10 protein-coding genes are annotated in these 13,641 nt (G+C 43.3%); 4 read left to right on the top strand and 6 right to left on the bottom strand.

Annotation, left to right across the window (positions count from 1 at the left end):
* Positions 1–141: 141 nt before the first annotated feature.
* The 3 genes from dtd to typA all read right to left on the bottom strand — a co-directional run bounded on the left by dtd (position 142) and on the right by typA (position 3,366).
* Complete coding sequence (dtd, locus tag G327_RS0105285; RefSeq protein WP_019613717.1) at positions 142–579, bottom strand: D-aminoacyl-tRNA deacylase; 438 nt, start codon at positions 577–579, stop codon at positions 142–144.
* A complete protein-coding gene (locus G327_RS0105280; protein WP_019613716.1) occupies positions 576–1,436 on the bottom strand; it encodes a virulence factor BrkB family protein in 861 nt (286 codons plus the stop codon). Before G327_RS0105280 ends, dtd begins: the two co-directional genes overlap by 4 nt.
* Positions 1,437–1,542: 106 nt before the next feature.
* Complete coding sequence (typA, locus tag G327_RS0105275; RefSeq protein WP_019613715.1) at positions 1,543–3,366, bottom strand: translational GTPase TypA; 1,824 nt, start codon at positions 3,364–3,366, stop codon at positions 1,543–1,545.
* Positions 3,367–3,757: 391 nt separating this feature from the next.
* Here typA and glnA point away from each other — a divergent pair, with 391 nt between their 5' ends.
* From glnA to glnG, 4 genes are all read left to right on the top strand, one after another.
* Complete coding sequence (glnA, locus tag G327_RS0105270) at positions 3,758–5,176, top strand: glutamate--ammonia ligase (protein WP_019613714.1); 1,419 nt, start codon at positions 3,758–3,760, stop codon at positions 5,174–5,176.
* Positions 5,177–5,402: 226 nt separating this feature from the next.
* Positions 5,403–5,966, top strand: a complete 564-nt coding sequence (locus G327_RS0105265) for a DUF4124 domain-containing protein (RefSeq protein WP_019613713.1) — start codon at positions 5,403–5,405, stop codon at positions 5,964–5,966.
* A gap of 12 nt (positions 5,967–5,978) precedes the next feature.
* Positions 5,979–7,049 carry a nitrogen regulation protein NR(II) gene (gene glnL, locus G327_RS0105260; RefSeq protein ID WP_019613712.1) on the top strand — a complete coding sequence of 357 codons (1,071 nt, stop codon included), beginning with the start codon at positions 5,979–5,981 and terminating at the stop codon, positions 7,047–7,049.
* Positions 7,050–7,063: 14 nt separating this feature from the next.
* Positions 7,064–8,461 (top strand): nitrogen regulation protein NR(I), encoded by a 1,398-nt coding sequence (gene glnG / locus G327_RS0105255; protein WP_019613711.1) that lies wholly within the window; start codon positions 7,064–7,066, stop codon positions 8,459–8,461.
* A gap of 80 nt (positions 8,462–8,541) precedes the next feature.
* Here the strand turns inward: glnG and putP are convergent, their stop codons facing one another.
* From putP to recG, 3 genes are all read right to left on the bottom strand, one after another.
* Positions 8,542–10,038, bottom strand: coding sequence for a sodium/proline symporter PutP (gene putP / locus G327_RS0105250; protein WP_019613710.1), 1,497 nt, complete (start codon positions 10,036–10,038; stop codon positions 8,542–8,544).
* 163 nt (positions 10,039–10,201) lie between these two features.
* Positions 10,202–11,542 (bottom strand): AsmA family protein, encoded by a 1,341-nt coding sequence (locus G327_RS0105245; protein WP_019613709.1) that lies wholly within the window; start codon positions 11,540–11,542, stop codon positions 10,202–10,204.
* Positions 11,535–13,607 carry an ATP-dependent DNA helicase RecG gene (gene recG, locus G327_RS0105240; RefSeq protein ID WP_019613708.1) on the bottom strand — a complete coding sequence of 691 codons (2,073 nt, stop codon included), beginning with the start codon at positions 13,605–13,607 and terminating at the stop codon, positions 11,535–11,537. Before recG ends, G327_RS0105245 begins: the two co-directional genes overlap by 8 nt.
* Positions 13,608–13,641 lie beyond the last annotated feature (34 nt).

Here is a 13,641-nt window from a genome sequence, read left to right as displayed (position 1 = left end):
CGAAGAAAAGCACAAAGTAAAACCGCAGAATATCAGGGTAAAGTAGTTAACACGTAACATGTATAAATCTCATATTAAGAAATGAACCGTATAGACAGCGTACTATGCGATAAGTTTAACAAAAAATAAACAAAGCTGTGCTCATACCTGCAGCCAGAATGTTACCGGTCCGTCATTAGTTGATGAAACCTGCATATCAGCGGCAAACTCGCCGCTCTCTACCTTGATGCCCGTATCTGCACAATTTTTATTAAACAACTCATAAAGGCGCTCTGCTTCCTGCGGCTCGGCACCATAAGAAAACCCCGGACGGTTTCCTTTTTTTGTATCGGCCGCCAGCGTAAACTGCGAGATAACTAATAAACTGCCTTCGGCCTGGCGCACATTAAGATTCATTTTATCTTCACTGTCGGCAAATATCCGATAAGCCAATACGCGCTCAGCCAGACGTTTACATTTTTTTTCATCGTCATCTTTTTCAACACCTAACAAAATTAATAAACCGCCGTCAATTTTTCCAACTGTTTTACCGGCGACATCCACATTTGCATGGCTGACACGCTGAATAAGGGCAATCATATTTCCGCTCCAGGATCTGTTTGTATTGCTTTTCTATTTGAAAATTCATCTAATGTCGCTGTTACTTCCGCTCCGACTAAAACAATTAACCAGCTGAAATAAATCCACACAAAGAGAATAGGAATCACAGCGAGTGCACCGTATATTATCTGCTGTGATGGGAAGTTAGTGATATATAAGGTGAACAGGTCGGTGGCTAAAGAGAATAAAACAGCAGCCGCAAAACCGCCTGTTAAAGCATAACGGAAACTAACCCGCTGATGAGGCACTAAATTATACACACCGGCAAAAGCTAACCAGGAAAAAATAAAAGGCATAAAACTAAGCAGCCTTTGCCCGATCGAAAGAAAACCATCATCCTGAACAATCGCAAAAAGATAAGAACTTAAAGCAATACTGCCGCCGATAATAATCGGCCCAAGACTAAGAATCGTCCAGTAGATAGTGAAAGCCTGTATCCGAGGACGCTTATTGGTACAGCGCCAGATACGGTTAATAGTCTGGTCAATAGTAGAAATAAGCAGCAGAGCAATCACAATCAGTGATGCAATCCCCATCATGCTCATCTTTTTGGTATTTTCTATAAATCCGCTCATATGTACTTTGATGGCATCACCGGATGTCGGCACAAAGTTATTATAAATAAGATCTTCAATAATCTTATTTAGCTCAGAGAACATCGGGAAAGCTGAAAGCATATAAAAAACAACAGCTAAACAAGGCACAATTGATAATAGAGTGACATAGGCAAGGTGCCCTGCCGGTACCTTAATATTATCCTGCTGACAGCGCTGTAGTAGAAATATTAAGTACGAATATACCATCTTAGCTTTATCGAAAATAAACTGCTTATCCATCTGCTTTGTCCTTACTCGTTGGCATGATCTCACTATACCTTTAAATTATAGATAAAAAAAAGGCCTTACCGAAGTAAGACCTTATTAATCAGTTATTTCTAACTAATTAAGATTTAGCTGGACGTGCCGCACGTTTACGTTCGTTTTCAGTAAGTAGTTTCTTACGAATACGAATGCTTTCCGGTGTCACTTCTACCAGCTCATCAACATCAATAAACTCAAGCGCCTGCTCAAGTGTTAATTTGATTGCAGGAGAAAGTACTTGCGCTTCATCGGTACCAGATGCACGTACGTTAGTTAACTGTTTACCACGTACACAGTTAACTGTTAAATCGTTAGCACGGTTATGAATACCGATAATCTGACCTTCATATACTTCAACACCATGACCAAGGAACAGACGGCCGCGATCTTGTAAGAAGAATAAAGAGTAAGTAACCGCTTTGCCAGTCGCGTTAGAAACTAATACACCATTTTGACGCTGACCAATTGTACCGCCTTTATGCGGACCGTAATGATCAAAGCTATGGTATAGAAGACCAGAACCAGACGTTAATGTCATGAATTCAGTCTGGAAACCGATTAAACCACGACTTGGAATCATAAAGTCTAAACGTACACGGCCTTTGCCATCTGGCGTCATATTAGTTAGTTCCGCTTTACGGATACCTAACTGCTCCATTACAGAACCCTGGTGTTGATCTTCACAGTCAATGGTCAATGTTTCCATCGGCTCATGCAGTTGACCGTCAATCATACGCTCGATAACTTCAGGACGAGATACAGCCAGCTCGTAACCTTCACGACGCATGTTCTCGATTAAGATACCTAAGTGTAATTCTCCACGACCAGATACTTTGAATTTGTCCGGATCAGAAGTTTCTTCAACTTTAAGTGCAACATTATGTACCAGCTCTTTCTGTAAACGGTCAAGGATATTACGTGATGTAACGTATTTACCTTCTTTACCACAGAATGGTGAAGTGTTTACCTGGAAAGTCATGGTTACCGTTGGTTCATCAACGCTTAAAGGAGGCATTGCTTCAACATTATTCTGCGCACAGATAGTATCAGAGATTTTAAGTTCGCCTAAACCACTGATTGCAATAATGTCACCCGCTTGTGCAAGCTCAACATCATGACGCTCAAGACCTAAGTAACCTAATACCTGACCCACTTTTCCTTTACGCTCTTTACCATCAGAACCAACAATAGTTACCTGCTGGTTAACTTTAACGCTACCGCGAGTAACACGTCCAACACCGATAACACCTACGTATGAGTTGTAATCAAGCTGCGAAATCTGCATCTGGAAATCACCGTCACGATCAGCTTCTGGTGCAGCAACACCGTCTACGATAGCCTGGAATAGTGATTCCATGTTTTCTGTCGGCTCTTCAGACTCAGCATTTGCCCAGCCGTTTAACGCAGACGCGTAAACCACTTTAAAGTCTAACTGTTCATCAGTTGCACCAAGATTATCAAACAGATCAAATACCTGATCCATAACCCATTCAGGGCGAGCACCTGGTTTGTCGATTTTGTTAATTACAACAATCGGCTTAAGTCCGTATGCGAATGCTTTTTGTGTTACAAAACGCGTTTGCGGCATTGGGCCGTCAACTGCATCAACGATAAGACAAACACTGTCTACCATAGACATGATACGCTCTACTTCACCACCGAAATCGGCGTGTCCAGGAGTATCTACGATATTGATATGGTAATCATTCCACTCAATAGCAGTGTTTTTAGCCAGGATTGTAATACCACGTTCTTTCTCTAAATCGTTAGAGTCCATTACGCGCTCTTCAGAGCCGCCGCGTGAATCTAATGTTCCAGACTGCTCTAACAGTTTATCAACAAGGGTAGTTTTACCATGGTCAACGTGAGCAATAATGGCAATATTTCTTAATTTATCTAACGACATGATGCGCCTCAAAAGTAACTATTAATAAAAATACCAATTAGATGAATCTAGCGGCAGAAGTAATTTCCAGCGCTGAACTTATCTAATTGGTATAAACGCGCACATTGTAACCATAATTTCAAAAATAGAAAGTTTTAACTCGGTCACAATTAGGATATCTGCTTCATTTAGGTGTTTTTCTCTTGCTAAAGGGAGCAGAACAACACAAAGCACCAACCAGGGGCACTGGCGCACCAACATGGTGCGCCATTTGGCGGGTAATTAGCTAATAATCACAATAAATACCGATAAAATAAGAGTTTCCCAAGTTGGCACGATTTTAGCTTACTTGTGTCATAGATTATTTTTGTTATGGTTATTCATCATTTTGATGTCAATTGAGGTTCTAAACATGTCAGTACAAACAGCACAAGATGTTCTTGATTTAATTAAAGAGCAAGACGTAAAATTCGTTGATTTACGCTTTACTGATACACACGGTAAAGAGCAACACGTATCTGTTCCATTCCATCAGATTACTGAAGACTTCTTCGACGAAGGTAAAATGTTCGATGGTTCTTCAATCGCCGGCTGGAAAGGCATTCAAGATTCAGACATGGTATTAATGCCGGTTCCTGCAACAGCTGTTATCGACCCGTTCACGGATGATTTAACGCTTAACTTACGTTGTGACATTTTAGAACCAAAAACAATGCAGGGTTACGATCGTGATCCGCGTTCAGTTGCTAAACGTGCTGAAGCGTACATGCGTTCAACCGGTATTGCAGACACAGTTTTATTTGGTCCTGAACCAGAATTCTTCCTATTTGATGATGTTAAATACGGTAACTCAATGCAGGGTTCATTCTTCTCAATTGATGCTAAAGAAGCAGCATGGAACTCAGGCACTGCATACGAAGATGGTAATACAGGTCACCGTCCTGGTGTTAAAGGCGGTTACTTCCCGGTAGCACCTGTTGACTCTGCTCAAAACATCCGCAGCGCTATGTGTTTAATCATGGAAGAGATGGGTCTTGTTGTTGAAGCGCATCACCATGAGGTAGCAACAGCCGGCCAGAATGAGATCGCTTGTCGTTTCAACACTATGGTTGAAAAAGCCGATGAAATCCAAATTTACAAATATGTAGTACATAATGTGGCGCACGCATTCGGTCAGACAGCTACATTTATGCCTAAACCAATTATTGGTGATAACGGCTCAGGTAATCACTGTCACCAGTCTCTTGGTAAAGACGGCGTTAACCTGTTCTCTGGTGATTCGTACGGCGGCCTTTCTGAAATGGCGCTTTACTACGTCGGCGGTATCATTAAACATGCTAAAGCACTTAATGCTTACACAAATGCGTCAACTAACTCGTACAAACGTCTAGTGCCGCATTTTGAAGCACCTGTAATGCTGGCTTACTCTGCCGGTAACCGTTCTGCTTCAATCCGAATTCCTGTAGTACCATCACCAAAAGCGGCACGTATTGAAGTACGTTTCCCAGATCCGACAATGAACCCTTACCTAGGTTTCGCTGCAATGTTAATGGCAGGTCTTGACGGTATCAAAAACAAGATTCACCCTGGTGACTCACTAGATAAAGATCTTTACGATCTTCCGAAAGAAGAAGCTGATGCAATCCCGCAGGTAGCTGTTTCTTTTGAAGAAGCTCTTGCAGCTCTTGATGCAGACCGTGAATTCTTAACGGCAGGCGGTGTCTTCTCTGATGACTCAATCGATGCATACATTGCGCTTAAAACTGCTGAATGTGAAGCCGTTTCTCGTGCAACACATCCAAAAGAATTCGACCTGTACTACAGCGTATAATCAATTCGGCTGCAGTGTCTGCTTGATATTCACCTCAAGCAGACGGTAAATGCACCACAACTTGATTACAGCTGAGCTGTATAGTTAGACTTTTTAAGTTAATTCAAAGTGTTTGATAGACAAATTCGGCGCTTCGAGTGATAAAACCCGCAGCAAAGCGGGTTTTTTATTGCCTAAAATACAATGATGGCTCACAATTAAATCAATTGTATTTGGGGTTTTTATTATGAAATATTCAATTTTTTGCACGGCAGTTTTAATTTTTCTTTGTTCTAGTTTTGCTACAGTGGCAGAGACTAAAATTTATCACTGGATTGATGAAGACGGTAACAGCCATTTTTCAGATACGGCGGTCCCCGGTACTGAAGAAGTTAAAGTTAAAAATGAAAATTTATTCTCCAGTGATCCGGCGCTCAAAACGGATACTGAAAATGAATTATCACTGGATGATGAGTTTGAAGACAGTGAGCCGGCTATTGAGTATCAGGCAACCATAACATCACCGCAGGATGATATGGCTTTACGCAGTAACGACGGCACAATCAACGTGCACGTGAAAACAACGCCGGAAAAAGAAAATACGCAGAAACTGCAGCTGTACCTAGACGGAAAAGCCTTAGGTGGTCCGCAGATATCTCCGACAATGAGTGCTAGAAACATTGACCGGGGAACACATCAAGTGCAGGTTCAACTGCTTGATGAAAAAGGTAATGTGCTGGCTAAAACGCAGATAGTCACAGTTCATCTTCAACGCGCAACTGTTGGAGCCATTAAAGCCAATATTAATTAATGACAGGTAATAATGTTAAGCAGCCAGGCAGTAGGTTTTCCTTTAGCAATACTCGAAGAAGCAAATACTGCTTTTGTTGTTATCAGCTCAGATCTGAAGCTGATTTATGCCAATCCGGCCAGTGAACTATTATTATCACAAAGTACTCAGCGCCTCTACCAGCAGAGCCTGCAGCAGCTGGCAGCACATTATCATTTTAATCCGGCTTCAATTGAAAAGCTCTTTATCAGCAAAAGCGCCTTTACTGAAAATGAAGTCACTTTAGTCATTGACGGTTTACCTACTTTAACTGCTTTAAGCGCAACCCATCTGAACTTTGACAATAATCAGTATGCCATTATTGAAATACGCTGTATTGAACAGCAGCGAAAATTCAGTCAGGTCTATTATCAGGAACACCAGCAGAAAGCGGCTCAGGAGCTGGTACGCGGACTTGCCCATGAAATAAAAAACCCGTTAGGCGGATTACGCGGCGCAGCACAGCTATTAGAGACTGAATTAGCGGATCCTGAACTTAAAGAATTTACTCAGATTATTATTGAGCAGGCAGACCGTTTAAGTGCGCTGGTAAACCGTCTGTTAGGTCCGCAGAAAATGGGCCTGCGCGCAGCAGATAATATTCATTCGGTACTCGAAAAAGTACGAAAATTAGTGCAGCTGGATCTGCCGGAGCATATTACAATCCATCTGGATTACGATCCAAGCATTCCCGACTTTGAAATACAGTCCGATCAGCTGCAGCAGGCATTTTTGAATATTATTCAGAACGCTGTACAGGCGCTGATACCGGATAACAAACACGGAGCTGAAATAACCCTGCGAACGCGCACTGCACATCAGATCACCATCAACGGGTTACCGCAGCGCCTGGCGACAGAAATCAAAATTATCGACAACGGACCGGGGATTCCCAATCACTTAAAAGACACACTTTTTTACCCTATGGTAACTGGAAGAAGTGACGGCACAGGACTTGGCCTGTCTATTGCGCAGGAGCTGATTAAGCAGCATAACGGACGTATTGAATGCCAGAGTACACCAGGGCATACCGAATTCCTTATCTATTTACCCATGACACTTTAAAAGAGAACTAACAGATGGCAACAGCCTGGATAGTAGATGATGACCATGCAATTCGCTGGGTTTTAGAACGCACATTAAAGAGTGAAAATATTGAACACGCCAGTTTTCCTGACGGTGAATGTTTATGGCGCCAGCTGCAGATAGAGCAGCCGGAAGTGATCATCTCTGATGTACGCATGCCGGGTATTGACGGCTTAGCGTTAATGGAGCGTATTCACGAACGCTTTCCGTTAATCCCGATTATTATCATGACCGCCCATAGTGATTTAGACAGTGCAGTCAATGCCTACCAAAGCGGTGCATTTGAGTATCTTCCTAAACCCTTTGATATTCACGAAGCAACGGCTCTTATTCAGCGTGCAATCAGTCACAGCATTGAATTAAAGCAGAAGAAGAAACCTGAAGTAATGGTTTCAACACCGGAAATTATCGGTGAAGCACCGGCTATGCAGGAAGTTTTTCGCATAATCGGACGTTTATCCCGATCCAGCATGAGTGTATTAATTAACGGCCAGTCCGGTACCGGCAAAGAGCTGGTTGCACATGCTCTACATAAACACAGCCCGCGTAAAGAAAATACTTTTATCGCTCTGAATATGGCGGCCATTCCCAAGGAGCTGATTGAAGCAGAACTGTTCGGCCATGAAAAAGGCGCTTTTACCGGCGCAGCTGCTAATCGACAAGGCCGTTTTGAACAGGCTGACGGCGGCACGCTTTTCTTAGATGAAATCGGTGATATGCCCTTAGATGTGCAGACCCGTTTATTACGCGTACTAGCAGACGGTCAGTTCTACCGAGTCGGCGGCCACCATGCCATTAAAGTGGATGTGCGGATTATTGCAGCCACCCATCAGAATTTAGAGAAAAAAGTACAAAGTGGTGATTTCCGTGAAGATCTTTTCCACCGTCTTAATGTGATTCGTCTGCAGCTGCCTTCACTGAAAGAGCGTAGAGAAGATATCAGTCTGCTCGCATTACATTTTTTAAATAATATCGCCACAGAATTAAATGTTAAAAGCAAACAGCTTACACCGGAAACAAAAGAATATTTGAGTCAGCTTCCGTGGCCGGGCAACGTGCGTCAGCTGGAGAATATCTGCCGCTGGTTAACCGTAATGGCAAGCAGCCAGGAGGTACATATTTCCGATTTACCGCCGGAATTAAATGAGCAGGAGAGCGAAGACTCAGATCAGGAAAGCCCTGTCTGGCAGAAAAATTTACAGCAATGGACATTAACAGAATTAAAACAAGGTAAAGAAAATGTATTGGCGAATGCTTTACCGGAATTTGAGCAGATCATGTTAAAAACGGCACTGAGTTTTACTCAGGGGAAAAAACAGGAAGCAGCCAAACTGCTTGGCTGGGGAAGAAACACCTTAACCCGTAAGCTGAAAGAGTTTAATATTTCATAATATCAGACTCTTTCATTATGCCTCATTCCTATAACCTGCATAGGAGTGAGGCAAATGTCATGCACAGCATGGCGGCAGTTCTAATCAAACTCTACTAAGTTCTTTTCAAACAGTTCAAATTGATCGGTTACTGATTTTTCAGGAGCTGCCGTTGCTAAACTGGTTATTACAATAGCCGCGCCGGCAAAGATAATGCCCGGTACAATTTCATAGAGATCAAAAATACCACCGGTTAACTGCTTCCAGACAACAATAGTAATACCGCCGACAATAATTCCCGCTAATGCACCATTTCGGTTCATACGCTTCCAGTACAGGCTTAATACTAATACCGGCCCAAATGCAGCACCGAAACCGGCCCATGCATAAGAGACCAGACCAAGTACTGAACTATCCGGATCCATGGCTAAGAGCAATGCTAGAAGTGATAATCCAATCACTCCCAGACGTCCAACCATCATCACTTCAGATGACGAAGCATCGGGACGGATAAGCTGCTTGTAGAAATCCTCAGCTAAAGCTGATGATGAAACTAACAGCTGTGAATCTGCCGTACTCATAATCGCAGCCAGGATCGCGGCTAATAAAATACCAGCAATAACAGGATGGAAGATCGCGTTTACCAGCAGCATAAATATTTTTTCGCCGTCTGCTAACTGTCCCGCCATATTACCTTCAATATAAAGAAGACCGACAAGGCCTACTAAGACCGCACCAAACATAGAAAGTGCTGTCCAGAGCACTGCAATACGACGTGCTGTGGTTAAATCTTTATTGGTACGTGTTGCCTGAAAACGCGCAAGAATATGCGGCTGGCCGAAGTAACCTAACCCCCAGGCAAGCAGTGAAACAATGGCAATCCAAGATAACGGCTGACCGTCAATACCATTCCACAGCGTTAATAATTCCGGATTAATATTCGCTAAATCAGCACTTAGCTGGCCGAAACCACCCTGCATCGCGGCAATAGGTACAATTAATAGAGCCGCAGACATTAATAATCCCTGCACTAAATCAGTCCAGGAAACCGCTAAGAAACCGCCGAACAGAGTGTAGGAAACAACACAGGCGGCACCGATAACTACTGCATAGGTATAATCCAGACCAAATACCGTTTCAAATAATTTACCACCGGCAACCAGGCCTGAACTGGTGTAGAAAAGGAAGAACATTAAGATGAAAAAAGCGGCTATGGTCTGTACTAATTTAGATTTATCATTAAAACGACGCGAGATAAACTCCGGCAGTGTTAATGAATTATCGGTAGTAATACTGTAGGTACGCAGGCGTTTTGCCGACAAGAACCAGTTAGCCCAGGTGCCGATTAATAAACCTCCTGCCAGCCATAGCGATTCCATGCCCGCTGCATAAGCATAGCCCGGTAAGCCGAGTAATAACCAGCCGCTCATATCTGAAGCGCCTGCAGATAATGCAGCCGGCCATGGCCCTAATGTACGCCCGCCCAAAAAATAATCCGAAGAGTTACTGGTGCGTTTATATGCGTAATATCCGATAAATAACATTCCGGCTAAATACGTTATAAACGTCGCCGTTATGGCAAAGTTGTTTTCAATCATGGGGTCCCTATTTAGATTAAAGTTAAAAACTGGCGGGGATTATAACAAAATAGAGAATTTTATTCTGACAACTTACAAATCTGTTATTGTTCAACAAGTTACATCTTAACGCGAATGATATAATCGTTACTGAAGTCGTAAAAGCAGATACAGAGAAAGTTGATCACTTATTGACTACCTCTGCCTTTAATAACTGCTTGATCAGTAACACGGCCTGATCATTTTTAGACAGGCGGCCGGAAATTTCAAACTGCTCAATAACTGCCGTCATCCACTGCAGATAAGCAAACTGCACGGAAAATGAACCGGCATTACTCTCCTCTTCAGGTAACATCTTTACTTGATAATTATGCAGTAGAGTAAAATCAGAAACGCTGCCGCTGAAGTTTTTAACAACTAAGGGTATCTGCGGATTATTACTGCTGATATTTATATTTTTTAACAGCATCTGTTTCAGCAGCAGGTTTTCAAGCGGCAGCGGCCTGCTGTTTTGCGTACTTGACACTGTTTTTATCGGCTGCTCAGGTAAAGCAGGAATGGTCAAATCCATATCTGTTACCGCCAGATTATGCACGTTTAGTGTTTTAACAGCTAAAGCAGGCTTGGTTAATATGTTTATCGACAATAGTATATCGGCCTGCAGCTGCAGTTTTCCAGAAAACACTTCTGTGCTCAGCTCTTTTATACTGAGCTTGTCCCTGTTAAAAGCCAGCGCAAGCTGAGTATTATAGGCAGCGGCAGCCTGCTGCCCGTTCATGCTGATATCCAGCTCATCCGCCTTAATATCCAAGCCCGCCTGCATGCTCTGCAGTGCAAAAAACGCATCCAGCTCAAGATCAGAAACGCTAAGCTTTTCAGCCTTTGAAGACTGCAGAGAAAGGGCTTTTAAGGTCAGTTTTAAGTTACCTTCAAAAAAACCAGGGGCAAGCCGGCGGTTCTCAATAATCAGCAGATTTTTTGTACTTAAAGCACCACTATCAACAACCAGTCTCTGCCCGGCCTGAGTAATATCGACATTGAGATCCTCAACAGATAATTTTTCTATTGCAAACAGCTCCCAGGGTATCAGCTGCGGTTGAACCTCAGCCTCTGTCTGATGTTCATCTTTACTTTCAGAGTCAGGCTTAGCAAAAACAGCAGTATCTCCTTCAACCTTAATACCGCTGAACCGCAGCAGACCGAGCTCTAACTGACGATTCCACAAGCTTAACTTGTTTATATTAATTTCCACTGTATCAATATATACAAGTTCCCGGTTATCCCGCACTAGCGACAGCCCTGAAAAAGTGATTCGGGAATCAGAGAGTAAACGGCTGTCAACTGCAGCAAAGCTTATCTGATAACCTGCTGCCCTGCTTATCTGTTTACTGATCAGCCCGCGGTAATCGTTAAGATCAAAAAAGTAAATAAAAGCCCCTAAAGAGAAGCTCAATAAACCCACTACTAAAGTACAGCTCAGCAGGCGACGATAAGCCCTATGACTTATAAAGCGCATACTAGGCATGAGCATACTGTCCTTTATCACCTAACCAGCGTTTAGTCAGCGGTGTTATCAGCTCGGGAAAAGAGTGCACTACCGTCTGCGCCAGCTGCTGCGTCTGCGGCAGTAAACTCTGGTCGCGGAGCAGATCTGCAATTTTAAATTCCGCAACACCAGTCTGCCTTGTTCCTAAAACCTCTCCCGGGCCGCGGATAGCCAGATCCTGCTCGGCAATATAAAAACCGTCATTACTTTCGCGTAAAATCTGCAGACGTTTCTGCGCAGTTTTAGACAATGGATTTTTATAAAGTAAAACACAATGACTAGCAGTACTGCCGCGCCCGACACGTCCGCGCAGCTGATGCAGCTGCGCTAAACCCAGCCTTTCCGGGTTTTCAATAATCATCAGACTTGAATTAGGCACATCTACCCCGACTTCAATAACCGTGGTGGCCACTAACAAATCTAACTCTCCAGCTTTAAAGTGGTCCATTACATACTGTTTTTCAATGGCTTTCATACGCCCATGCACCAAACCAATGCGTAAATCAGGTAGAGACAGCTGCAGTCCATTTGCAGTTTCCTCTGCGGCCTGACACTCTAACACTTCCGACTCTTCAATCAGGGTACATACCCAGTAAGCCTGACGCCCTTCATTTTTACAGGACTGATAAACACGCTGAATAATCTCGTCCCGTCTTGAATCTGCAAGCGCAACAGTTTTAACTGCCGTTCTGCCCGGCGGTAATTCATCGATTACCGACACATTCAGATCTGCATAGGCAGTCATAGCTAATGTTCTTGGGATAGGTGTTGCAGTCATGGTTAGCTGGTGTGGAGAAAAATCTCCAAACTGCCCTTTCTCACGCAGCGCTAAACGCTGGTGCACTCCGAACCTGTGCTGCTCATCAACGATAATTAATGCCAGCTTACTAAACTGTACATTTTCAGAAAACAGCGCATGAGTTCCCACCACCATTTTCGATAAACCCAGAGTGATATTTTCTAACTGATCACGCTTTTCTTTGGCTTTCAATTTTCCAGAAAGAAAACCAACACGAATATTAAGCGGCTCGAACCACTTCTTAAAATTTAATAAATGCTGCTCAGCTAACAGCTCAGTAGGTGCCATTAAAGCAACCTGATAACCCGCTTCAATCACACTTAGGGCGGCCAGCGCAGCAACTAAGGTTTTTCCTGAACCTACATCGCCCTGTACTAAACGCATCATAGGCACAGCCTGCTGCAAGTCCTTCTGAATCTCAGCGCTGACTCTGTTTTGTGCATTCGTTGCCGAAAAAGGCAGGCTGTTTAATAACTGTTGTTGTAATAATCCTGTTTTCTGAATCGCGGCAGCTTGATGCTGCTGGGCATTCACACGCATGGTCAGCATGCTCAACTGCTGGGCTAATAATTCTTCAACAATCAGCCGCTGCTGCGCAGGATGAGTTTTTGCTTCCAGCTGCTCAATACAGGCATCCGGCGGCGGACGATGAATATACTTAAGTGCATCGGCAAGATTCATCGGATGAGGCAGCAGGTGCGTTGGTACTAATTCCGCAATTTTATTCTGCTGTAAATGGATCAAAGCCTGCTCAGTTAAATTACGCAGGCTGTTCTGCTTTAACCCTTCGGTGGTCGGATAAATCGGTGTAAGTGTTTCTTCGACATGAGTTTCCAGCTTGGCATCAAGACTCGAATAATCGGGGTGAGTTACTTCAAAGCCCTGATAACCACGACGAAACTCGCCAAAACATTTAATTAAGGTGCCCTGCTCTAAACTATTTTTTTGTGAAGCATTAAAATTAAAAAAATTCAGCGTTACACTACCGCTTCCGTCGCTTATTTTACACTTTAATATACGCCGTTTGCCAAACTGAACATTACAGCTTAACACCCGCCCCTGCACACTGACCTGCATACCGTCTTTCAGATCAGAAATTGGATAGATACGGGTGCGGTCCTGATAATGTAAGGGCAGGTGAAAAAGCAGATCAGATACATCATTCAAACCGATTTTAGCCAGCCTCTCAGCAGCTTTTATACCCACGCCTTTTAGGGCTGTTAAGGGAATTTTTTCTAATTTCATTTTGTCCCTCAAGCGGTTAGACTGTAAACAAGCT

Source organism: Psychromonas ossibalaenae ATCC BAA-1528 (assembly GCF_000381745.1).
In the GTDB taxonomy this organism is placed as follows: Bacteria; Pseudomonadota; Gammaproteobacteria; order Enterobacterales; family Psychromonadaceae; genus Psychromonas; species Psychromonas ossibalaenae.
This window is presented reverse-complemented; position numbering and strand designations above follow the sequence as displayed.

Coding starts and splice junctions, on each gene's coding strand:
- dtd (WP_019613717.1), bottom strand. CDS start 579: ATGATTGCCCTTATTCAGCGTGTCAGCCATGCAAATGTGGATGTCGCC.
- G327_RS0105280 (WP_019613716.1), bottom strand. CDS start 1,436: ATGGATAAGCAGTTTATTTTCGATAAAGCTAAGATGGTATATTCGTAC.
- glnG (WP_019613711.1), top strand. CDS start 7,064: ATGGCAACAGCCTGGATAGTAGATGATGACCATGCAATTCGCTGGGTT.
- recG (WP_019613708.1), bottom strand. CDS start 13,607: ATGAAATTAGAAAAAATTCCCTTAACAGCCCTAAAAGGCGTGGGTATA.
- typA (WP_019613715.1), bottom strand. CDS start 3,366: ATGTCGTTAGATAAATTAAGAAATATTGCCATTATTGCTCACGTTGAC.
- glnL (WP_019613712.1), top strand. CDS start 5,979: ATGTTAAGCAGCCAGGCAGTAGGTTTTCCTTTAGCAATACTCGAAGAA.
- G327_RS0105245 (WP_019613709.1), bottom strand. CDS start 11,542: ATGCCTAGTATGCGCTTTATAAGTCATAGGGCTTATCGTCGCCTGCTG.
- glnA (WP_019613714.1), top strand. CDS start 3,758: ATGTCAGTACAAACAGCACAAGATGTTCTTGATTTAATTAAAGAGCAA.
- putP (WP_019613710.1), bottom strand. CDS start 10,038: ATGATTGAAAACAACTTTGCCATAACGGCGACGTTTATAACGTATTTA.
- G327_RS0105265 (WP_019613713.1), top strand. CDS start 5,403: ATGAAATATTCAATTTTTTGCACGGCAGTTTTAATTTTTCTTTGTTCT.